Here is a 21317-nt window from a genome sequence, read left to right on the forward strand (position 1 = left end):
GCCCCGCGGGCAGCCGCGGGGCGTTATGATGTAAGCGAGTACTAAACTTTTAGGAGGAATTCTTTTATGACTGAAAAAATCGTGTTGGCATATTCTGGCGGCTTGGATACTTCCGTAGCCATTCCGTGGCTGCAGGAAAAGGGCTATGACGTGATCGCCGCCTGCTTGAACGTCGGCCAGCCGAACGCGGACATGGACTTCATTCAGAAAAAGGCCAAACAGGTCGGCGCCATCGAGAGCTACGCGATTGACGCGCAAGACGAGTTTGCTGATGAGTACGTGACCCCGGTCATCAAGGCCAACGCCTTGTATGAAGGCGACTACCCGCTGGTTTCCGCCCTATCACGGCCGCTGATCATCAAGCACCTGGTCGAGATCGCCCACCAGCACGGCGCCGTTGCCATTGCCCACGGCTCCACCGGCAAGGGCAACGACCAGGTCCGTTTTGAAGCCGCCATCCACGCCTTGGATCCGCAGCTAAAAATTGAAGACCCGATCCGCGACTTCCACTGGTCTCGCGAGGAAGAAATCGATTACGCCAAGGAACACAACGTGCCGGTGCCGATCGGCAAGAAGTCCCCATACTCGATCGACGCCAACCTTTGGGGCCGCGCCAATGAAGCCGGCATTTTGGAAAATCCTTGGAACCAGGCACCAGATGATGCCTGGGGCATGACGGTTTCCCCAGAAGAGGCCCCGGACAAGCCGACATTCCTCGACCTGACGTTTGAAAAAGGCATCCCCGTCGCCATCGATGGCAAGCAAATGAAGCTTTCAGACCTCATCAAGTCCCTGAATAAGCTGGCTGGCGCCAACGGCATCGGCCGCATCGACAAAATCGAAAACCGCATGGTCGGTATCAAGTCGCGCGAAGTCTACGAGGCGCCGGCCGCGGCCGTCATCATGGCGGCCCACCACGAAATGGAAAACCTCACGCTGGAGCGCGACGTCGCCCACTATAAGCCGCTGATCGAGCAGCAGCTGACCAACATGATCTACGAAGCCAAGTGGATCACCCCACTGTTTGACAGCTTGATGGCCTTCGTTGACGATACCCAAAAGGTCGTCAACGGCGTCGTCAAGATGAAGCTGTACAAGGGCTCGGCTGTGCCAGTAGCCCGCAAGTCGGACACCAACTCCCTGTACGACGAGAACCTCGCCACCTACACCTCTGCCGATACCTTCGACCAAGAGGCCGCAGCCGGCTTCATCAAGCTCTGGACCCTGCCGGCCACCGTTTACGAAGAGGTCAATCACGTGCACTCAAAGAAACCGGAGGATAAGTAATGACCGATAAGCTCTGGGGCGGCCGGTTTACCGCCAAGGCGGCCGAATGGGTCGATAAGTTCGGCGCGTCGATTTCTTTTGACCAGCAAATGGCTAAAGAAGACCTGACCGCCTCCATCGCCCACGTCAAAATGCTCGGCAAGCAAAACATCATTCCGGCAAAGGACGCCAAGACCATCGAAGACGGTCTGAACGTCCTGATGCAGCGCCTCGAGGCCGGCAAGCTGCACTTCACCGTCGAGAACGAAGACATCCACCTGAACATGGAAAGCCTTTTGACCGACCTGATCGGCCCAGTTGCTGGCAAGCTGCACACTGCGCGCTCCCGCAACGATCAGGTGGCCACCGATTTTCACCTGTGGCTGAAAAACCGCCTGCCAGAAATCAAGGAAGCCATCACCAACCTGCAAACGGTGCTGGTGGAAAAAGCCGAGGAAAATGCCGACACCATCATGCCGGGCTACACCCACATGCAGCACGCCCAGCCAATCACTTACGGGCACTATCTGCTGGCGTACTTTGAGATGCTGCAGCGCGACTACGAGCGCTTCGAATTTAACCAGAAGCACACGGACATGCTGCCGCTGGGCGCCGCCGCGCTGGCTGGCACCACCTTCCCAATCGACCGCGAGTACGTGGCCGATGAGCTCGGGTTCTATCAGGTGTACCACAACAGCCTCGACGCCGTCTCCGACCGCGATTTTGCCTTGGAATTTCTCAGCAACGCCGCGATGCTAATGGAGCACTTGAGCCGGCTGGCCGAAGAGCTGATCCTGTGGTGCACATACGAATTCAACTACATCGAAATGGACGACACCTTCGCCACCGGCAGCTCGATCATGCCGCAGAAGAAGAACGCCGACTTTGCCGAGCTGGTTCGCGGCAAGACCGGTCGCGTGTATGGCGCCTTGATGGGCCTGCTCACCACGATGAAGAGCCTGCCGCTGGCTTACAACAAGGACATGCAGGAGGATAAAGAGCCGGTGTTTGACACCTACAACACGATTCTCGGCTCCCTGCACATTTTCGCCGGCATGCTGGAATCCGTGAAGGTTCACAAGGAAAAAATGCACGACGCGACCAAGAGCGACTTCAGCAACGCCACCGAACTGGCGGACTACCTGGCGACCAAAGGGGTTCCGTTCCGCACCGCCCACGGCATCGTTGGCAAGCTGGTCCTGCACGGCATCGAAACGCACCAGAGCCTGCAGGACATGCCGCTGAAAGAGCTACAGGACGCTGCGCCACAGATTCAAGAAGACGTTTATCAGGAGCTGACCTCTGAGGCAGCCGTCGAGCGTCGCACTAGTCTGGGCGGCACGGCGGTTACGAACGTCAAGAAGGAAGTGGCCCGCGCAAAGCAAATCATCGCGGCACACCATTGATCTAACCGAGTAATAAAATGAGGACCCTGCACAATCGCAGCGTCCTCATTTTATTTTGCGGTCAAAAACTGCTGCCGCAGCTGCCCTGCCAGGTCAATGATGGCAGTGCGGCCGTGGCCTTGCACGTTGCCCAGGATCACCACGGCGTCTTTGCCATCCACCGACAGCTGCATCGTGGTCATGTACCCATAGCCAGATCCGTTGGCTCGCAGAAAGCCGGGCACATTTTGATAAAAACCACCGTCGTAAAGCAAGTTCGGGGTCCCGGGACGATAGACCTGCTTGCGACTCGCCTTGAGCAGGGTACCGGTGACCAAAGAGCGGGTGGCGCGGTAGAAATCCAGCGCACTCATGTACACCTGTCCGGTGCCTAGTTCCGCGTGCATCTGGTCAGAGCTCGTCAGCTGCTGTATCGCATACGGGTTGGCGCCTTGAAGAATATACCCCGAAGCGTAGTTCATCGTCGGTGCCAGCCGATAGGCCATCACGGTCTGCTTTAAGTGCAGGCGGTCGATGTACACTTGTTTGAAAAGTGTCTCATACGGCTGCCCGGAGATTTTTTCCACGATGCCCGCCAATAGGACATAGTTAGCGGGTGTGTAAGCCCAAGTCCCGAACTGCTTAGGGACGAAGGTCAAGTGCTTAGAGACATCATCGACCAACTGGGCGTCCGACTGGTAGTGCGGCGGTGCCATCGGGGCCTGTTTGAGCCCTGAATGCATTTGCAGCAGTGCCCCCACCGTCAGCTGTGGCACGCCCTTGAAGCGCGGGTAGTAAGCCCCGATCGGCGTGGTCAGCTTCAGTTTGCCTGCGTCGATCAGCCGCATCACTAAGCCAGCGGTTAGGCTTTTCTGCAGCGAATCAATTTCAAACATGGTGTCCTCACGGTTGGCGAAGTGCCTTTTCGCACTGGCCTGCCCCAGGCTCACTGAAGCAACCAGCTTATCGTCCTTGATCACGATCGCCGTGCCAGAAAAGTTCTGGGCCTGCAGCTTCGTTTTCAGGGTTCGCTCAATATTGGGCGCAATGGCCCGCGGTACTGCAGAAGCAGCCTTTGCACTCACGCGTTTACCCTTGGAGGAGGAGTTGCTGCGATTCACCTGGGCAGGCACTTTCTCCGTCTTTGGTGCGGTCACGCGGCCCAGCGCAAATCCCGCACCGACCAGGCAGATGGCTGCAAGCGCCAAGACCACCAGTCGCAAACGAACCTTCTGCATGTGGCGTTTTTGATGTTGCGCGCGTCTCATCCAATTACCTCACATTAGTCGTGTTCGCCCAAGTGGTGCCAAAAAAGGCATCATTCAGGCGGTAATGCTCCGCCGGCTGCCGCTGGGTCAAAAACGGGTCAACGGTCTGGTCAACCGCCAGCCAGCCGCGCCAGCCCAAGTGGATCGTGTCCTGCATGAAGTAAGGCTGCCCGCCGTCTCGGCTCAGGTCCTCAACGTGGGTGAAACCTTGACTGGCGAGCTGGTACTTCAGCTTAGCGACCGCCTGCTCATAGTTCCCCATTGGCAGCCCAGTGTAAGCTGCCCACTTGGCGTTGATTGGTGGAATGATGAACTGGACTGTCGTGTGATTTTTCGCAAACTGCTGTAAAAGCAGTTCAAAATCACCGTACTCCGGCCCGTACCGGTACTCGAAATGACGCTGACTGCCGCGCAGTGAGGCCAGCTTGCCATGCCCAAGGCGCTGGCGGAAGAAGGTGTCGTCAATCCCTAACCGATTGTGCTTAGTCTTATTCTTGGCAATTATGCCAGCAAGCTGTTCAAGCTGTTGCGGCTCATCCTTAGCCGGCAGCTGCTTTTCCCCGTCTTTGATCCTTCGCCAGTTGGTCGAATGCGTGAAACGGGAAAACAGCTGATCCTCATTGTTCAGCATGCGCAGCCGCGCCTGAAGGGCCAGGCGCGCCCAGCCCCTCACCGGCCGGCCGGCAGCGATTTGGTACAGCGACTGCCGGTCGAGCGTGCTTTTGGCCGGGGCATTCATCTTGAGCAGCCGGCGAGCCGCATACCGGTCGGCAACGTTCCCCTTTGCTCGCAGCAGCCAAGTGGAAAGTTGAAGCGGCGAGTAGTACATGTCAAAGGCCGCCGGAATCTGTCCCTGCCTGGTAAACCACTGCATCGACACAATGAAGACGACTTTCTTTCCTTTCAGCTGAGCGAGTTCAGACTGGCCGTCCACAAAATGCGTCAGTGACTGAGTGCCGGGATTGCCCAAAAGCAGCGGCTGATATGGCCGATGATACTTGGCCGCCAGCGTCGACGGGTGGAACGGGTCCATGCGTGCCAGCTCAGATGAGCCCATGAATGGCACGTAATGCTGCGCCAGCGCCTGATCTTTGACCCGCGCGCCACCAAGGACAGTCGGCGACAGGGAGACGGCATCCGCCTGCAACCGCGGTTTACTGATCCGACCGTTTGGCAGTGGGGCCAGCAAAATACCGACCACCAGCAATGCCGCCAGGACGACCGGGCCAAAAATCTGCCAGAGGCGCCTTGTCATTATTCCGCGTCCTCGGCTTTCTTGATGATCTTGGCCGGCGTGTTCCACTGATTGCGGTCGAACTCGGACACCGGGACGTCCATCCCCAGTTGAGACTGCAGCTGGAGCAGCAGCTGGACCGTATCCATGGAATCAATCAGCCCTGAGGCAAATAAGTCCTCCTCAAGGTTGTTGCTAAAATCTTCACCGGTGAGGTCGTTCAGAATTGACAGTACTGTTGCTTTTTTATCCATGAGTATTTTCTCCTTTGGTTTGAAAAAAATTAGCGGACCTAGTCGCGCTCAGTCGGGCTAAGTTCGCTCGACTTCGCAGCCTTACTTAAACCATAGCGTGTTTAGAAAACCTGAAAAGATCAGGAAGCTGAAGCAGACGACGCAGAAGGTGGTCGCGATGGCCAATGCTTCAGTCCAGCGATTGTGCGGCAGCTGTTTGCGATGTTTTTTCTTGAAGCGCAACCAGATGTCGTTGATGATGATCGCGCAGGCGTGAAACAGCCCATAAACGATGTAGTACCAAGTCACCCCGTGCCAGAAACCCATGATCAGGAAGTTGATCAGGTAGGCGACCTGGGAGACCCGGATCGGGTTTTTGATCAGCTTGTGCTTCATGATGAAGAATGTGACCCGCATGAAGATGAAGTCGCGGAACCAAAAAGACAGTGTCATGTGCCAGCGATTCCAAAAATCCTTGATGTTGTGCGCCTGAAACGGCCGGTTGAAGTTCATTGGGGTGTCGATGCCCATCACCAAACTGGTAGCGACAGCGAACAGCGAGTAGCCGGCAAAATCGAAGAATAGGTACATCGAATAAACAAACGCGACGCCGATCAGCGCCGGGCTCAGGCCCAGCCAGTACATGTGCCGCGCGGCCAGCGCCGAAAACTCGATGCGCGGCAGCAGCACCGTGCCGAACAGGTAGCCGAGCATGTACTTGTAGAAGAAGCCCAAAAACAGGTACCAGACTGCCCGGCTCAGCATGCTCAAGTACAAGTCGCGCTTGGGTACATTGTCATAGTCTTTTTGGAAGCGGCGGTAACGGTCGATTGGACCGCTGGAAATGACGGGCATGAACAGCATGAACCGCAAGAACGGCATCAGCTTCACGTCCTTCATCGTCCCGTCGCGCAGCTCCATAATCACCTGCACCGCCTTGAAGGTCAGATATGAGATCCCCAGGAAGCCCAGCAGCGATGGGTGCAGCGCCACAGCCGGTGTCACCTTCACCACCACGAGCGGCAAAATGCTCAACAGGACCGTCAGCACAAACACGCCGGTTTGGTTGTGGTGCTTGCGGTAGCGCAGGTAGCTGAACACGATGACTAGCTGCCAAAAAATGTACCCGATCAGCGCCAGACCTTGCTGCCACTTGGCGCCGGTGAACATCAGAATGATGAACAGGAGTGAAATCAGCGTTTCATAAGTTTTGAAGCGGCGCCCGTGGTACAACCCGATCATAACCGGGAGCAACCCCAGCATCAGAAGCAGGAAGTACTGCGGGTCCGCGTACGGTTGTAGGTTCAGCATTAGGCATTGACCTCACTGATGAGCGCCTTGACTGCGACCTTACCGTTTTGCGTCAGCGGCAGACTGTCCTTGTAGATGAACCGTTGCGGGATCATGTAAGGCATCATCACCTGCTGCAGGTGCGTGCGGATTTTCTTGGTCAACGCCAAGCCGCCTTCTTCCCCTTGCTCCGGGACAACGTAAGCCAGCATTTGCTGGACCTTGTGTTCGGCGTTGTACTTCGGCACGGCAACGGCCTGATGGATCATCGGCGCCTGATTGAGGTAATGATCGACTTCCTCCAGCTCGATGCGGTAGCCGTTGAGTTTGATCTGAAAATCGGTTCGGCCCCGGTAAAAAATCAGGCCGTCTTCGGCAATGATCCCCAAATCACCAGTGCGGTATCCGCGCATGCCATGCTCTTCAGTGAACGCCGCCGCAGTTTTCTCCGGCCGGTTCAGGTAGCCCTTGGACACGCTGGGCCCGATGATTTCCAGCTCACCGACCTGCTGATCATCCTCGACGCGCACCGTGCCGGGCACCAGTGTCATCGTGGTGTCGGGCTTGGCGTAGCCGATCGGCAGGCGCGGGTAGTCGGCCAGCACCGAATCGGTGATCTGCACCGCGGTGACCGCCACAGTGGCCTCGGTCGGTCCATAAGTGTTGTAAATTTTAGCCTGCGGGAAGCGCTGGCGAAGCTTGGTGGCAGTGGCGTGGGTCAGCTCCTCGCCGCAGAAGTAGAACTGCTTAAGCGCAGGATAACTGGTCGCGTCAAACAGCGGCGACAAGAGGCAAATATCGACAAAGCTGGGCGTGGAGACCCACACGTCAACCGGAACATGCGGCAACGTTTCAAACAGGGTCTTCAAGTCATCGGTTTGTTCTTTTGGCAGGATCTGTAAACAGCCGCCAGAGGTGAGCGTCGGGTACAGCGACATTACCGACAGGTCGAATGAAAATGGGGCCTGGGCCAGCATCCGCGGCCGCCGCGGCAGCTTGAAGCTCGCCATCCACGAGACAAACGAGATCAGGTTGGCGTGCGAGATCTGCACCCCTTTCGGCTGCCCGGTCGTGCCGCTGGTAAAGATGATGTAAAAATTGTCGTCAGCCGCCAGGTCCGCATTTTTCACTGGTGCCATGGTCATCATCTGACTGAGTTGAGCCGCCTTAACGGTCGTGGTCTGCAGCTCAAGCGGCAACGGAATCGTCGCGAGCACCAGCGCCGGGTGCGCGATTTCCTCGATCATGGTCAGACGGTCGTTCGGCGAATGGCTGTCAACCGGGATATAGGCATGACCGGCCTTCACGCAGCCCAAAAAGGTCGCGATCGCCGCAAAACTTTGATCACAGTAGACCATCAGCGGGGCCTTGGCCGGCAGCTTGCGGGCCTGTAGCGCCGCCGCGATCCCGTCCGATGCCGCCTTCAGATCCCCATACGTTTTCAACTCGCCCAGGGTGTTGACTGCAGGCCAGTCAGGATGGGAAGTGGCGATCTCATCGATAATTTCGATCAGAGATTTCATGTTTTGCCTCCTAGAACTCGTTATAGATAAAGTGGCCGCTGGCAACACCGCGATAGCTGTACAGGTACACCAGCGTCAGCAGCACCACGGCGTAAAATAACGTCTTTAACACAAAGCGGACGCCGGGCCGCGCAAAGAATGTTTTCATTGGGAAGACTCCTTGGCATAAAAAAATAAGCAACGACCACAGTGTAGTGGACGTTGCTTATTTGGTCAGGAGCGGTTTCTAAAGGTCACATTAAAGACTTTCAGAATCCGGTGCTTTTAACTTAATAATAAACCGGCTGCCGCGCGGCTGATTATCCACCACCCGGATCGACCCGCCGCTGAGCGTGATCAGTCGACGCGTGATGGCCAGCCCCAGACCAGTGCCGGAAATGGCTTTAGACCGGGATTCATCTAGGCGGAAGAAGCGGTCAAAAACGCGCGCTTTTTCACTGTCCGGAATGCCGGGGCCAAGGTCCGCGACACTGACTTCCACGTGATCGGCTACTTTTTGGCCACTGATCGTGACAATAGTGTTAGCCGGCACATATTTATTGGCATTGGATAACAATGACAGCAGGGCGTGCTCCACGCTTTCGGCGTTGGCCAAGACTTCAAGCTGCGCCGGCATCACGGCTTTAAGCTTTTGTTTACTTTGCGGCTGGAAGCGGCTGACCACCCGGCGGGCCAACCCCGCAGCGTCAAACGCCGCCACCTGGACCTCGGCGTGATCCATGCGCGACAGCGCCAGCAGGCTTTCGATCAGTTTCTGCATTTTCATCGACTCGTCATCGATCACCGCTAGCGAGTCGGGAATCAGCTCTGGGTGCTCTGTACCGTGCCGCCGCAGCAACGCGACGTGACCGCGGATCGCCGTCAGCGGCGTGCGCAACTCGTGCGACGCGTCGGAGACAAACTGATTATCCCGGATCACCTGCTCATTCAGTGAGTGCAGCAGGCGATTGAACTCCTGCGACAGCTCACGCACTTCCTGTGGCGCGGCCGGCACCGGCAATCGTTCATGATAGTTTGAATCCGGCTGGTCCGTGATCTGCTTGGTCGCCTGCGTCAGCGCCACCAGCGGGCGGTTGAGCCGCTTAGCCAGCCACTTGGTCCCCAGCGTCCCGAGGATCACCCCAACGGCCGTGACCAACAGCGTCATCAACAGGATCAGTTTGAAGATCTCGATCATGTTATTCAAGCTGAGCCACACCGAATACGTCGTTCGCCAGCCGCTTTGATCGACCACCTTGCGGACATGGTAGTAAACGCCCTGGCCGCGCTGATATTGGACGTTGGAGAACAGCGGCCAGGTGCTGAAGTTATCCTCAAGAAAATCCTTGGTGTGCCGCGTGTAGTAATCCGTGACCTGGCCATCCGGTTGGCGGACCCGCACGCGGACAAAGGTCAGCCGCGTGTTCAGCGGTGCGTTGTCGCGCCAGTAGTCCCAGTCGGGCTCGTGGTTGGCAAACGTGTGCCGCAGCGTTGTCATCACCTGTACGGCATCATCGCGCTTGTTCTTAATCAGGCGCCCACCAACTACGCTGATCACCGACACGAAGATCATCACCATCAAGGCAATGATCAGCCCGTTGTAGGCGCGCGCCATCCGGGCGGCGCTGCTGCTCCTATTTGGCATTGTCCGCCGCCTCTTCGAGCATGTAGCCGACCCCGCGCACGGTTTGGATCAGCGCCAGTTCTCCAGGACGCTCCAGCTTTTGCCGCAGGTAACGGACGTACACGTCCACGATGTTGGCCTGGCCGTCAAATTCCGTGCCCCACACCGCATCGAGTAGCTGATCGCGCGAGCAGACCTCACCGCGGTGCTGCATCAGCACCAGCAGCAGGTCATACTCCCTCTGCGTCAGTTGGGCCAGCTGACCGGCGCGGCGCACTTGACGCGCCTTGGTATCGAGCACCAAATCGCCGGCTGTGTAAGTAGCCGGCACCAGTTTTTGCCCGCGGCGAATCAGCACCCGAATGCGGGCGAGCAGCTCCTCAATTTCAAACGGCTTGGTGATGTAATCATCCGCCCCGTTATCTAACCCGGCCACCTTATCGCCGACGTAATCGCGCGCTGTCATCATCATGATCGGCACGTCCGAGGTTTTACGGACGCGCCGCATGACCTCAAGGCCGTCGAGCTTGGGGATCATCCAGTCCAACAGGATCAGGCCGATCGCCGCCTGCTTAGCCTGCCAGGTGTCCCACGCCACCTGCCCGTCCTGGGCGGTCAGGACCGTGTAACCTTCAAAATGTAATTCAGAATCCAGGTACGAGATCAGCCCCGCCTCGTCTTCCACCAAAAGAATCGTTGCCGCCACTTTGGCCACCTCTTCCACTACAGTCTTTATCCAGTCTATCACCCGGTTCGGGCCAACCACCTTTCACTTCTGTTATCTTAACTATTTCCCGGGTAATTACTGGCACTGTCAGACAGCAAAAAGCCCCTGCCGCGACGGGCAGGGGCTCAGCAAAACCTAATCTTTGGCCTGTTTATCTTTGGAAAAATACCGGGCCTTGATGTTGCGCAGGTAGCCGCCGAGAATCTTGAGAAAGGTCCGCGACTGCACCAAGTTCTTCGGGTCCACATAAACGCGGATCGCGCGCAGCGTGCGCTTGGGATCACGGGTGGCAAACGGGAAGCTGCTGCTGGTTTTGGTGTGAACGGTAAAGCGGGGAATGTACTTGCCTTTAAACATCACCGTGACCTCAACGAACGTCACCTCACCCCAAGGAATCTGGATGTACTTCTGGACGTTTTTGTCGGCGTACCATTCGAGACCGCGATCGCCGATCATCATTTTGCCGTAATCGGCAATGCCCATGTAGGATGTGGCATCGACGGTCAAGTCGACTTTTGTATTGATTGACTTCACTGGTTGTTGCATCGATATCCCTCTTTTACCACTTTACTGTCTATTATACGCCGCGAACCCGCGGAGCTCGCATCAAAAAGAAAAGCCTCGGAGCAGCCGCCCCGAGGCCAAGAGGTCTGAACTTACATGAGACCCCAGACATGGAACACAATACCAACAACGAAGAGGCCCAGGATAACGATAATCGGGGAAACCTTCTTCTTGAGGAGCCACATGCAAAGCAGTGTCAGCAGCAGCGCTGCCAGCCCTGGAATCAGCTGATCCAAGTTGTTCTGCAGCGTGGTGACCTTCATCTTGTCAAGCGCCAACCCGTTTGCTTGGTCAGTCAGCGCCTGCTTGATGCCGGCAGCACCCTTTGGCAGCTTCGACCATTCGATGTAAGCACCCTTTTGCTGGGTGATCGTGGAAACCACTGGGGTGAACTTAACTGTGACCCAACGGTTAATCAGAGAACCCAGGATGAACATACCCAGGATCGAAGCACCCTTGGTAACATCCTGCAGCAGCGAACCGGACATGTCGTCCGCGATCCGTGACCCGGCCTTGTAGCCGAATTCCTGAGTGTACCACATGAAGGCCACACGCATCAGGTTCCAAACGACGAAGAAAATGATTGGGCCCATGATGTTCCCAGCCAGCGCCAAGGACGCAGCCAGACCACCAAGGATAGGACGAGCGGTGAACCAGAAGACTGGGTCGCCGACACCGGCCAGAGGACCCATCATGCCGACCTTAACGCCCTGGATGGCAACGTCATCGATTGGGGCGCCGTTAGCACGTTCCTCTTCCAGTGCCAGGACCACACCGATAACCGGTGAAGCCAGGTACGGGTGAGTGTTGAAGAACTCCATGTGCCGCTTCAAAGCGGCGATCTGGTCGTCCTTCTTCGTGTAGAGCTTCTTGATGGCAGGAACCAAGGAGTAGCACCAGCCACCGTTTTGCATACGTTCGTAGTTCCATGAACCCTGAAGGAAGGTAGAACGCCAGCAAACCTTCATCCGGTCAGCTTTCGTCAAACTGTACTTGTGTTCAGCCAAACTTGCTTGTACTTCAGCTGTATCAGCCATATTTTTCTACCTCCTTCTCTAATAGTTGTCGATGATGTCGCCGACTGGATCGCCGGAGCCACCATTGTTGTCAGAAGAGCCACCATTGCTGCTAGAAGAGCCGCCCATCTTGGACAGGGTCAGGTAGATCAGCGCCAGGGACACACCGATCGCGCCAAGGCCGATCAGGGTCAACTGAGAAATGGTTGCCAAAACGAAACCGATGATGAAGAATGGCCATACTTCGCGGGTCGCCATCATGTTCAAAACCATGGCGTACCCAACGGCAACGACCATGCCACCACCGATGCCCAGGCCATCCGTCAACCACTTAGGCATAAGGCCAAGCAGGGAACGAACAGGACCGGCACCAACAGCCAGGATCAAGCCGGCAGGGATCGCGATACGCAGACCCTGCAAAGCAATGGCAACGTACTGCCAGAAGTCCAGCATCTTGAAGCTGCCTTCTTCGGCCGCGTGGTCCATCAGGTGGACAACCGCGGTGGCAATGGTACGAACCAGGGTGGTCAGCAGCAGGCCGGCAACCGCCAGCGGAACCGCAAGGGCGATCGCGGAGTTAACTCCGGCGCGGCCCTGACCGCCAAGAACCAGAATAATAGCAGAAGCAACTGAGGCCAAGGCAGCGTCAGGCGCAATCGCGGCACCAACGTTCGCCCAGCCAAGGGCAATCATCTGCAAGGTCCCGCCCAAAATCAGGCAAGGAAGCAGCTGGCCAGTGACCAGCCCAATCAGCGTGCACGCTACAACTGGCATATGGAATTCGAATTCATCAAGAACCCCTTCCATCCCTGCCAGGAACGCCACGATGAGGACCCCGATGATTTGAAGAAAGTTCAAATCCATGTGAATATCCTCCTTAAATTTAATTAGGAATATAATCTATTGCTACTTGTTCTGTGCATCCAGCGCGTCTTGCGCCTTCTTGAGGATCGCGTCCATGTTGTCCTTGCTGTCGGTTGGGACCTTCCGAACATCGAAGGTGACGCCTTCCTTTTCCAAGTCCCTGAACGTGTCGATGTCGGTCTGGTCAAAGGCCAGAACCTTGTTCGGCTGAACCTTGCCGACTGAGTGCGCCATGGAACCAACGTTCAGTTCCTTCAGCGGCACGCCGCCGTCAATGGCTTTTTTCGCGTCTTCCGGTGTTTCGAATAATAGCAACGCTTTTTCGCCGCCGAAGTGCTTGTCGTCTTTGGCGATCTTGATCATCTGATCAATTGGAATGACGTGAGCCTTAACACCTGATGGGGCCGCTTCGGTGATCAGCTGTTTACGCAGCTTGTCGTGTGCGACACCGTCCGATACAACAATGATCCGCGTCGGCTTGGTCTCTTTGCTCCAAGCCGTCGCAACTTGCCCGTGAAGCAGACGAGAGTCGATCCGAGCCAGAACGTAACTCATCTTCCCTGGCTTACCGCCGCTGACGTGCTGCGTTGGTGCTGCAGCAGGAGCCGCCTTTGGTGCCAGTTCTTCAGGCTTGACTTTGATACCGTCTTTACCTGACTCAATAATGTGCGCCGCAATATCGTGCGCTGAATCCATGGACAAACGGGAACCGTATGCCTCAATCAGCATTGGTAAGTTCAGCCCAGTGACGATGGCCCACTTATCTTTGTGTGCTTCGAACAACCCGTTAGACTGGTTGAACGGAGAGCCGCCCCACAAATCGATAAGGAACAGGACCTGATCATCTGAGTCGAGCTTCGCAATGGCTTCCTCGAGGTGTGCTTTCAAGTCGTCTGGACCCTCGTTGGGCTGGAATGTCACTGCTTCAACATTCTTCTGCTCACCGAAGATCATCTGACCTGATTGCATAATGCCTTTGGCAAAATCGCCGTGGCTAGCAAGGATGATTCCGACCATTGTTTGTCGCCTCCTATATGTATTTAGACATGATAGCGCCACCATTCGGATTTAGGTCAAACCTAGGGTGACGTGTCACATGTCCGACAGTTAGTATGCACAAAAATGGTTGCGATTGCAAAGGTTTACCCCTGCGAAAAAACAATCGTTTTCATGAAAGCCCACTTTTTTCTAAGGCTCTAGGCTCAAAAATTTTTATGATTAAATTTGGCTAAGGCCGCGAGCCGGACCATTCTGCTCTGAAACGGGTACCAGCCTCTGCTTTCCCTAGGGCTAGGTCGCCCAACCGGCCGGTTGCGAGCAACATTCTAATGGAAGAATAAACCTTTAGTTAGTAAAATAATTCATAGAAACCGCGACCGCGCCTCGAGAAAATGTGACAGAAGCCTGCCGCGCTTGCCGCCTGTGCCCAGCACCATGGGCTCACCGAGTGTGACATTTAGCATCTAAGACCAGTGGGTGAAATCGTTATCTTGGCAAGTCGCCTTGACACGGCGTTTTCAGACGCATAAACTGGCAAACGACAACTGAATTTACCACTAAGAAATAGAGGTCGCGGAAACGACGAACGCTGAGGAGTGCCTGTCACGTTGAATCAGCCGTAAGCGAATCCGCCGAAACGCATCCTGCCACAGGGGCAAGATGCGTTGGGCCAGTTTGGGGAAACCCGCTGGACTGTCGAAGCCTAGCTTCGGAGCGCTATGATTCTGGTTTAACCACTGAAATCATCGGTCGGCCTATTTCACATATAGGCCGACCTTTTTACTTCTCTATTTCCCGCGTGGTTCACCAAGTCAACTTGGGACAACACGAAGGGAGTTTTTAATGATGAAGAAGCATTTCTGGGGCCGCCTTGTCAGCGGACTCGCACTGCTCGCCATGGCGGCGGGCATCGCCTCGGGGACGACGCAGCACGTCGGTGCGGCCACCAAAGGCACATTCAAGGTCGGCATGGAGGCCGGCTACGCACCGTTCAACTGGACCCAAAACACGGCTGCCAACGGCGCCGTCAAGATCCAGGGCAGCTCGGACTACGCCAACGGGTATGACGTGCAGATGGCCAAAAAGGTCGCCAAGGCCTTGAATAAAAAGGTCGTCGTCGTCAAGACATCCTGGAACGGTCTGCCGCCGGCATTGACGTCTGGCAAGATCGACGCCATCATTGCCGGCATGAGCCCGACGCCTGAGCGCCGCAAAACCATCGATTTTACCAATACCTACTACGCCAGCAAACTGACCGTCGTGGTGCGCCGCGACAGCAAGTACGCCAAGGCCAAGAGCATCAATGATTTCAAAAACGCCAAAATCACGGCGCAACTGTCGACCTTCCATTATCAAGCCATCAAGCAGATGAAGGGCGTCATCAAGGAACCAGCCATGGATAACTTCCCGGCGATGCGCGTGGCGCTGGAATCCGGCACCATCGACGGGTACGTTTCCGAAGTTCCTGAAGGGATCACGGCGGAAAACGCGAACCCTGATCTGACCTACCTGCGCTTTTCCAAGACGAACGGCTTCAAGACCAATCCTGAAGACGTCGACCTGGCGATTGGGGTCCGCAAGAACGACCCGGACAAGGCCAAGATCAACGCCGAACTAGCCAAGATCTCTCAAAAGCAGCGCGACCAGCTCATGAACGAGGCCGTGGCTAACCAGCCGTCGACCACCAGCCAAGGCAACTGGTTCCTCGCCCTGCTCAAGCAGTACGGCCCGATGCTGCTGCGCGGGACCGGCATGACGCTGTTCATCTCCCTGATTGGCACCGTTGTGGGCTTTTTGATCGGCCTGCTCGTCGGCATTGCCCGCACCACCCCGGTACCGAAGAGCCGCGGCAAGCGCGGTCTGCGCGCCATCGGCAACTGGCTGCTCGCCGTCTACATTGAAGTCTTCCGGGGTACGCCAATGATCGTGCAGGCCGCCGTCGTCTACTACGGCGCCGCCCTCGCCTTCCACGTCAACATGGACCGCACCGTGGCCGCCTTGTTCATTGTCTCCATTAATACCGGGGCCTACATCTCCGAAATCATCCGCGGGGGCATCACCTCCGTCGATTCCGGCCAGTTCGAGGCCGCCCATGCGCTGGGCATGACCCACTGGCAGACCATGACCAAGGTCATCCTGCCGCAGGCGATCCGCAATTCCCTGCCGGCCGTCACCAACGAATTCATCGTCAACATCAAGGATACGTCGGTGCTGTCCGTCATCTCGGTTTCCGAACTGTTCTTCAGCGCCGAAACCGTCGCTGGCCAGAACTTCCAGTTCTTCCACACCTACCTGGTCGTCGCCGGCATCTACCTGCTGCTCACCTTCACCATCAGCCGGCTGTTCAGACTGGTTGAAAAGCGTATGGACGGGCCCAAGGATTACGACCTGATGACCAACCAGATGCAGGTTGACACCCCAAAGATCAAGTAAGGAGGACGTAAACATGTCAGAACCCATCATTGAAGTACGTAATTTGAAAAAGTCCTTCGGCAATCACGAGGTCTTGAAGGATATCAACCTGTCAGTCGACAAGGGCCAGGTGGTGTCGATCATCGGCCGCTCGGGCTCCGGGAAGTCGACCCTGCTGCGCAACATTAACCTGCTCGAAACGCCGACGGACGGCGACATTTTGTTCCACGGCAAAAGCATCCTAACCGATGACTTTAACCTGCCGCTTTACCGCGCCCATGTTGGCATGGTGTTCCAGTCGTTCAACTTGTTCAACAACCTATCCGTGCTGCAAAACGTCATGGTCGGTCAGCAAACCGTCCTGCGCCGCGGCGCCGATGAGGCGAAAAAGCACGCCCTGGAGCTGCTGAACAGTGTCGGCATGGACCCGTTCGTCAACGCCAAGCCGGCCCAGCTTTCCGGCGGCCAGCAGCAGCGGGTGGCGATTGCCCGCGCCGAGGCCATGGATCCCGAGGTCCTGCTGTTCGATGAGCCGACCTCGGCGCTTGATCCCGAAATGGTCGATGACGTTCTGAACGCCATGACCGCCCTGGCCCACACCGGCCTGACGATGATCATCGTCACCCACGAAATGGCCTTTGCCCGCGACGTCTCCGACAAGGTCGTCTTCATGCACGAAGGCGTCATCGCAGAAACCGGCACGCCGGACGAACTCTTCGGCCATCCGCAAGAGCAGGCCACTCAGGACTTCTTGAAGCGGTATTTGAGCCGCATCTAAATCGTCAAAGCTCAACAATTAAGGCAATCGACCGGCGTCGATTGCCTTTTCTGCGTCCTGTTTACTTCATTACAGGTGTGGACGTCAGGGTCCACTCAATCGTGGTGCTGTGCTGGCCGACGGTCGCGTGTGGATATGGCGCGATTGTCAAAGTCGGCTGTAAAACGGCGCCTTCAGGCAACTGACTGCCGGTCACATTAAAGAGCTCGGTCTCACTGTTGTCGTCAGTCAGCGTGCGAATGGCCCCGTTGTACTTAAAAGTCAGGTGCGCACTGCCGGCCTGGTAGCCTGGTCCTAGCTGAAACGGGGCCATTTTGGCGGTCAGGCGGTTGGTCGCGCCTTCAGGAATCGCGGCAGAAATGTTCCCCGAGGCAGTGCCCAGCTTGGCGTTCAGGCCATCGATCAGCTCACCCACCGTAATTTTCGGTGCGCTGCCTTCGCCAAAAGTAAAACTTGGCACCGAGTCGAGGGCCAAAGGCTCCGGTACCACCGCAGGCAGCGAGACGTTTGTCGTTGCCTGGCCGTTATTACCAATTACGGTACCAGCGGAGACTGTTTCAGCACCACCTACATCGGTCGCAATGATTGGGGCACTGAACTTAAGTTCCTGCACCGTCGTGTTTTTGGGAAAAGGCGGTATGTTATCCAGCGCAATTTTATTCACGACCCTCACCGGGTTACCGGCCCGATCGGTCATATCGCGGGGTTTCTCACCGGCTATGGCCTCAGCTAACAACCCCTGCCCGCCACCCAAGTCAAGGTGAACGTTGCCATCATCGGCCATCACAAACCCGTAGTGGCTGCCAGTTAGCAGCTGGGCGTACAAGGAACTCTGCTGCCCATTGCTCGGCTGCGGCCAGGCCTGAAGGCTGCCGTTGGGATCGTAAGTAATGGTGTAATTCTGACTTAATGTCGTGCGCGGATACACAGTGCCTTGAGCCACATCGACCGTCATACTGTTATCCAGCACCCCGGGAATGCTTTGAAAAGCGACCACTGCATCTTCAACGTACGCCCCAGTCGTCCCAGTGAAGCCCCAGTATACGGTTGTGCCGCCGAAGTACCGAGAGACATCTGCGTTATCCCAAGTCAGTGACTTGTCAACTACCTCGCTGCCGACAGCGAAGTGAAACGAGAACGTGCCGCCACCGTCACCTGTTGCCTCCCAATGAATGTGCAGCGGGTGCCATGTGCCGTCAGTCATTGCATTGTCGAGCGCTTGGTAACCGCCCAACCCCGGATTGCCATAGCTGTTGCCCGAGGCCCACTGAATCGGCAAGTCTTCGAGCCCGGTGTCTAACTTCCCTAACCCTTTGGCCGACTGGTTAGGCTGCGCGGGATAGCCCCAACCAACGTACTGGCCCGCCTTCTTTTGGACGACGTTATGGTCCTGGCGATCGTGATTATCCGTGGTATCAAAGGCAATGGCAAAGCTCTTGGGCAGCGCGTCTGTTTTCGAGCCATCTCTAAGCTGAGACCGCCAGATGCCAAGCGCCGAGCCAATGCCGTAGACCTGGGTTGGTTTGGTGCCGCTCATGACGAGCGCCATGCCGTCGCCTAAATCTGTGCCGTTATTAAAGTAAAGATTCATTCGTGCATCGAAGCTCTTGGTCAGATCCAGCGTGTAAATGCTCCAGATTGAGCCACTTTGGGTCGGCCCGTCAGTCACCTGCACGGCGACGTGGTTCCCATCTCCATTTGTCAGGACTTTGCTGGAGTCCTTCGTCCCAGTAAGGGGGCTCATCACCTCTTCAAACGGGACAAAGGCCGGAAGCCCTGTGGCGGGGTCAATCGGTTCTGGGTATGAGCCGGTCAGCCAAGGCAGGTAATCTACCGCGGGCGCGGCCTTAACCACGGCGGTCTGACTGCCGATAGCCAGGGCACCCGCAATAATGATAGAGATGAACGCAAAACCTTTATGCTTCACGATCATCCCTCCTCACCATCACTGTCAGGCCCAAACTGCCGATCACAACTCCGCCAAGAATCACGAGCCAGTGATTGGTCCGATCACCAGTGTTTGGCAACTGCCGCATGTCACCGGTGCCAGGCAACAGGTCATGCGGAGAATAGTCCACAACTGGAGGGGGCGCCGGCTCCTGCGGTGGGGGCCTTTTCCCGGTCACCACAAACTCGGCAACGGTTGCCCCCGATGCGGTGCTTGCACTCACCATTGAAGCCGGCGCGGCGATCACCGCCAGTACGAGCACGATCAACCCAATGCGTAGTCGGCGCATCATGCCTCCCTCCTTTCGCGAAGCAGCGACCTGCTCGGCCGGTGCAGCACCCACCAGCAAGCCGCGACCACTAACAGAAGCGCGAGGCCGATCAGCACCCAACCCCACCACGGCATGACGAACCGCCGCTTGAGGCCGACCTCCTTGTTGATGCTCTCCGCCTCACCGACCAGAATGGAAAAATTGCGGCGGAACTGCCACTGCCCGTGCGGCCCGGTCACCGCCAGATTCAGGGTGTAGTCACCGGGGTCCAGCGCCTGCTGATTGGTCACCGCAAAATTGAAGTGGGAGTTCGGCGCGACCGCGTAATTAGCCGCCTCGCGCTGCATCACGACGGCTTTTTGGTCGCGCTTGGTGACCGTCGCCTTCAACCGCATTTTGCCCCAATAGGTGGGCCGGTCATTTTGCAGCGTCGCTAAGACGCACGGCTGGTTGTCGTGCACACCGGCCCCGACCCCCAATAATTTCAAATGCGGCACGATATTATTGATTGCGCCAGTCGAGGTTTGCAGCTGCACGCCCACCACCGTCGCAAACCGGTTTTGGATCGCCACGCCGCCGCTATCTTCGCCGCCCGAGCGCTCATTGTCCACCAGATACAGCGCACCCAGCAGGGCACCGCGGAACCCGGCTTGGGGAATCCTGAGCGGGACCGTGACAGTTTTGACTTCCTTGGGCGCCAGGGTCAGCGTTATCGGCGGTGGGGCCAATTCGGTCAGGCGATACTCGGCCGAGTCGTCCGCCGGCGCACCGGGGCCGTAACTGACCTGCCCATTCGACTGCGACCATGCGTCGGTCACACTCAGGCGCACGTGCCGCACTTCCGCCGTCCGGTTGGTGACGGCCAGCGTCAGATTTTGCGTCGTCCCTGGCTTCACCACCAGATCATAGTAATTCGAGACCGCCGAGCGCTGATTCTCAGGAATCTGCGGCGCCACCGAAAAGCTCGCGCCTTCCGCCTGAACCACGCGCCCGGTTTGCAGCCAAAAACTGCCGGCGATCAGGATCACGCCTATTAACCATTTCCGCACCTTCACGCCTGTCCCCCCAATCTATAAGCAAAACGACCAAGGCAAATCCTTGGCCGTCATGGTGGCGCGCACAGAGATTTAGTTCATCTCAGGTGTGCCAGCCAGCGTCCAGGTGACAAGCGCATCGTACTGACCAGTGGTGGCGCTAGCGTTTGGTGTGAGCTTAAATGACGTACCAGCACCGACAGTCGCATCGTTGGCACCGGTCCCTTCACCAGGAGTCGCAGGATGGTCTGCGTCAGTCCCCGCAACAGCGGCCTTTGCTTGCCATATCTGGACGTTGTCACCGCCAGCTGTCATGGCGCCGCCAACAGTCCCTGTCGCACCCACATTGGTGAATTTGGAAATCGCTGCAGCCAGCGTCAACGTGCCCTCCAGCGTGGTAGTACCATTTGTTGGTTTGCCGACCTTGGCGGACAGTTTCCAACCGGCGTTGGTGCCGCGATAGTCCAGAACTTCGATGCTCCCATCTTGGACTTCGGCCTTGTCGCCAGTCTGTTTCGTCACGCCATCGGCATACCTCAACGTAGTCCCTGCAATGATGTCACCGACTTTCGGATTGGCCCCGTTGAGCATAAAATGCAGATCTGGAATTTTGTTGAGAATCAGGTTTTCATCCCCGTCCGTGCCGTGATCCCCGCCGTCGGTGCCACCGCTACCGGCATCCACGGTAAACTCTGCGTTGGTCGACCCAGAGGCAGAGCCCGCCGCAACGGTTTGGGCGCCGGTCAGCGCACCAGCTACCGTCATTGCCACGACCGCAGCAGTCACAAATAATGTCTTCTTCATTTCGATTACCCTCCCTAATGAATGTCACACAATAATTGGTCAACACACATCGTCAGAGTATTCACCATTTTCAATACTCTAAACACCGGTAGTATAAG

Annotated in this window: 20 protein-coding genes and 1 riboswitch; of the genes, 4 read left to right on the forward strand and 16 right to left on the reverse strand. The window is 56.8% G+C overall.

Annotated features, from left to right (window positions below; genetic code table 11):
- The first annotated feature begins 66 nt into the window (after nucleotides 1-66).
- Both JUF21_RS02290 and argH read left to right on the forward strand, forming a co-directional pair.
- Nucleotides 67-1287 (forward strand): argininosuccinate synthase, encoded by a 1221-nt coding sequence (locus JUF21_RS02290; protein WP_203662909.1) that lies wholly within the window; start codon nucleotides 67-69, stop codon nucleotides 1285-1287.
- A complete protein-coding gene (argH, locus tag JUF21_RS02295) occupies nucleotides 1287-2672 on the forward strand; it encodes an argininosuccinate lyase (RefSeq protein ID WP_203624408.1) in 1386 nt (461 codons plus the stop codon). Before JUF21_RS02290 ends, argH begins: the two co-directional genes overlap by 1 nt.
- Before the next feature lie 50 nt (nucleotides 2673-2722).
- On the opposite strand, the gene JUF21_RS02300 is transcribed toward argH, so the two are convergent.
- The 12 genes from JUF21_RS02300 to JUF21_RS02355 form a co-directional block, all read right to left on the reverse strand.
- Nucleotides 2723-3919 carry a serine hydrolase gene (locus JUF21_RS02300; protein WP_203662911.1) on the reverse strand — a complete coding sequence of 399 codons (1197 nt, stop codon included), beginning with the start codon at nucleotides 3917-3919 and terminating at the stop codon, nucleotides 2723-2725.
- 4 nt (nucleotides 3920-3923) lie between these two features.
- A complete protein-coding gene (gene dltD / locus JUF21_RS02305; RefSeq protein WP_203623730.1) occupies nucleotides 3924-5174 on the reverse strand; it encodes a D-alanyl-lipoteichoic acid biosynthesis protein DltD in 1251 nt (416 codons plus the stop codon).
- Nucleotides 5174-5407: a D-alanine--poly(phosphoribitol) ligase subunit DltC gene (gene dltC / locus JUF21_RS02310; protein WP_203623729.1), complete on the reverse strand. Its 234-nt coding sequence runs from the start codon at nucleotides 5405-5407 to the stop codon at nucleotides 5174-5176. The genes dltD and dltC overlap by 1 nt, the downstream gene beginning before the upstream one ends.
- An 81-nt stretch (nucleotides 5408-5488) precedes the next feature.
- Nucleotides 5489-6697: a D-alanyl-lipoteichoic acid biosynthesis protein DltB gene (gene dltB, locus JUF21_RS02315; RefSeq protein ID WP_203623728.1), complete on the reverse strand. Its 1209-nt coding sequence runs from the start codon at nucleotides 6695-6697 to the stop codon at nucleotides 5489-5491.
- A complete protein-coding gene (gene dltA / locus JUF21_RS02320; protein ID WP_203623727.1) occupies nucleotides 6697-8199 on the reverse strand; it encodes a D-alanine--poly(phosphoribitol) ligase subunit DltA in 1503 nt (500 codons plus the stop codon). Before dltA ends, dltB begins: the two co-directional genes overlap by 1 nt.
- Before the next feature lie 10 nt (nucleotides 8200-8209).
- On the reverse strand, nucleotides 8210-8347 hold the full coding sequence (locus tag JUF21_RS02325; protein WP_203662918.1) for a teichoic acid D-Ala incorporation-associated protein DltX: 138 nt from the start codon (nucleotides 8345-8347) through the stop codon (nucleotides 8210-8212).
- 90 nt (nucleotides 8348-8437) lie between these two features.
- On the reverse strand, nucleotides 8438-9823 hold the full coding sequence (locus tag JUF21_RS02330; RefSeq protein ID WP_203623725.1) for a cell wall metabolism sensor histidine kinase WalK: 1386 nt from the start codon (nucleotides 9821-9823) through the stop codon (nucleotides 8438-8440).
- A complete protein-coding gene (locus tag JUF21_RS02335; RefSeq protein WP_203623724.1) occupies nucleotides 9813-10508 on the reverse strand; it encodes a response regulator transcription factor in 696 nt (231 codons plus the stop codon). The genes JUF21_RS02330 and JUF21_RS02335 overlap by 11 nt, the downstream gene beginning before the upstream one ends.
- A gap of 156 nt (nucleotides 10509-10664) precedes the next feature.
- Complete coding sequence (locus JUF21_RS02340) at nucleotides 10665-11075, reverse strand: DUF956 family protein (protein ID WP_125756439.1); 411 nt, start codon at nucleotides 11073-11075, stop codon at nucleotides 10665-10667.
- Nucleotides 11076-11185: 110 nt separating this feature from the next.
- On the reverse strand, nucleotides 11186-12130 hold the full coding sequence (locus JUF21_RS02345; protein WP_374706428.1) for a PTS system mannose/fructose/sorbose family transporter subunit IID: 945 nt from the start codon (nucleotides 12128-12130) through the stop codon (nucleotides 11186-11188).
- Between the two features lie 18 nt (nucleotides 12131-12148).
- On the reverse strand, nucleotides 12149-12973 hold the full coding sequence (locus JUF21_RS02350) for a PTS mannose/fructose/sorbose transporter subunit IIC (RefSeq protein WP_203623723.1): 825 nt from the start codon (nucleotides 12971-12973) through the stop codon (nucleotides 12149-12151).
- A gap of 42 nt (nucleotides 12974-13015) precedes the next feature.
- The gene (locus JUF21_RS02355; protein WP_203623722.1) at nucleotides 13016-13990 is read right to left on the reverse strand and encodes a mannose/fructose/sorbose PTS transporter subunit IIA; all 975 of its coding nucleotides are present in this window, start codon (nucleotides 13988-13990) and stop codon (nucleotides 13016-13018) included.
- 539 nt (nucleotides 13991-14529) lie between these two features.
- A riboswitch (Lysine riboswitch) is annotated at nucleotides 14530-14700 on the forward strand.
- Nucleotides 14701-14818: 118 nt separating this feature from the next.
- Between JUF21_RS02355 and JUF21_RS02360 the strand changes: the two genes are divergently transcribed.
- Together JUF21_RS02360 and JUF21_RS02365 are read left to right on the forward strand one after the other, a co-directional pair.
- Complete coding sequence (locus tag JUF21_RS02360) at nucleotides 14819-16405, forward strand: ABC transporter permease subunit (RefSeq protein WP_203623734.1); 1587 nt, start codon at nucleotides 14819-14821, stop codon at nucleotides 16403-16405.
- A gap of 13 nt (nucleotides 16406-16418) precedes the next feature.
- Nucleotides 16419-17162, forward strand: a complete 744-nt coding sequence (locus JUF21_RS02365) for an amino acid ABC transporter ATP-binding protein (RefSeq protein WP_203662920.1) — start codon at nucleotides 16419-16421, stop codon at nucleotides 17160-17162.
- 61 nt (nucleotides 17163-17223) lie between these two features.
- On the opposite strand, the gene JUF21_RS02370 is transcribed toward JUF21_RS02365, so the two are convergent.
- From JUF21_RS02370 to JUF21_RS02385, 4 genes are all read right to left on the reverse strand, one after another.
- Entirely contained in the window at nucleotides 17224-19089 is a 1866-nt protein-coding gene (locus tag JUF21_RS02370) for a hypothetical protein (RefSeq protein ID WP_203623720.1), read from the reverse strand.
- Nucleotides 19079-19402 (reverse strand): LPXTG cell wall anchor domain-containing protein, encoded by a 324-nt coding sequence (locus JUF21_RS02375; RefSeq protein WP_203662922.1) that lies wholly within the window; start codon nucleotides 19400-19402, stop codon nucleotides 19079-19081. The genes JUF21_RS02370 and JUF21_RS02375 overlap by 11 nt, the downstream gene beginning before the upstream one ends.
- Nucleotides 19399-20436, reverse strand: a complete 1038-nt coding sequence (locus JUF21_RS02380) for a DUF916 and DUF3324 domain-containing protein (RefSeq protein ID WP_203662924.1) — start codon at nucleotides 20434-20436, stop codon at nucleotides 19399-19401. The genes JUF21_RS02375 and JUF21_RS02380 overlap by 4 nt, the downstream gene beginning before the upstream one ends.
- A 72-nt stretch (nucleotides 20437-20508) precedes the next feature.
- Nucleotides 20509-21219 carry a WxL domain-containing protein gene (locus JUF21_RS02385; protein ID WP_203623717.1) on the reverse strand — a complete coding sequence of 237 codons (711 nt, stop codon included), beginning with the start codon at nucleotides 21217-21219 and terminating at the stop codon, nucleotides 20509-20511.
- Between the last annotated feature and the right edge of the window lie 98 nt (nucleotides 21220-21317).

Source organism: Lacticaseibacillus sp. 53-4 (assembly GCF_016861805.1).
Lineage (GTDB): Bacteria > Bacillota > Bacilli > Lactobacillales > Lactobacillaceae > Lacticaseibacillus.

Coding starts and splice junctions, on each gene's coding strand:
- dltB (WP_203623728.1), bottom strand. CDS start 6,697: ATGCTGAACCTACAACCGTACGCGGACCCGCAGTACTTCCTGCTTCTG.
- JUF21_RS02300 (WP_203662911.1), bottom strand. CDS start 3,919: ATGAGACGCGCGCAACATCAAAAACGCCACATGCAGAAGGTTCGTTTG.
- JUF21_RS02385 (WP_203623717.1), bottom strand. CDS start 21,219: ATGAAGAAGACATTATTTGTGACTGCTGCGGTCGTGGCAATGACGGTA.
- JUF21_RS02350 (WP_203623723.1), bottom strand. CDS start 12,973: ATGGATTTGAACTTTCTTCAAATCATCGGGGTCCTCATCGTGGCGTTC.
- JUF21_RS02325 (WP_203662918.1), bottom strand. CDS start 8,347: ATGAAAACATTCTTTGCGCGGCCCGGCGTCCGCTTTGTGTTAAAGACG.
- JUF21_RS02290 (WP_203662909.1), top strand. CDS start 67: ATGACTGAAAAAATCGTGTTGGCATATTCTGGCGGCTTGGATACTTCC.
- JUF21_RS02365 (WP_203662920.1), top strand. CDS start 16,419: ATGTCAGAACCCATCATTGAAGTACGTAATTTGAAAAAGTCCTTCGGC.
- JUF21_RS02360 (WP_203623734.1), top strand. CDS start 14,819: ATGAAGAAGCATTTCTGGGGCCGCCTTGTCAGCGGACTCGCACTGCTC.
- dltD (WP_203623730.1), bottom strand. CDS start 5,174: ATGACAAGGCGCCTCTGGCAGATTTTTGGCCCGGTCGTCCTGGCGGCA.
- JUF21_RS02340 (WP_125756439.1), bottom strand. CDS start 11,075: ATGCAACAACCAGTGAAGTCAATCAATACAAAAGTCGACTTGACCGTC.
- argH (WP_203624408.1), top strand. CDS start 1,287: ATGACCGATAAGCTCTGGGGCGGCCGGTTTACCGCCAAGGCGGCCGAA.
- dltC (WP_203623729.1), bottom strand. CDS start 5,407: ATGGATAAAAAAGCAACAGTACTGTCAATTCTGAACGACCTCACCGGT.
- JUF21_RS02375 (WP_203662922.1), bottom strand. CDS start 19,402: ATGATGCGCCGACTACGCATTGGGTTGATCGTGCTCGTACTGGCGGTG.
- JUF21_RS02330 (WP_203623725.1), bottom strand. CDS start 9,823: ATGCCAAATAGGAGCAGCAGCGCCGCCCGGATGGCGCGCGCCTACAAC.
- JUF21_RS02345 (WP_374706428.1), bottom strand. CDS start 12,130: ATGGCTGATACAGCTGAAGTACAAGCAAGTTTGGCTGAACACAAGTAC.
- dltA (WP_203623727.1), bottom strand. CDS start 8,199: ATGAAATCTCTGATCGAAATTATCGATGAGATCGCCACTTCCCATCCT.
- JUF21_RS02355 (WP_203623722.1), bottom strand. CDS start 13,990: ATGGTCGGAATCATCCTTGCTAGCCACGGCGATTTTGCCAAAGGCATT.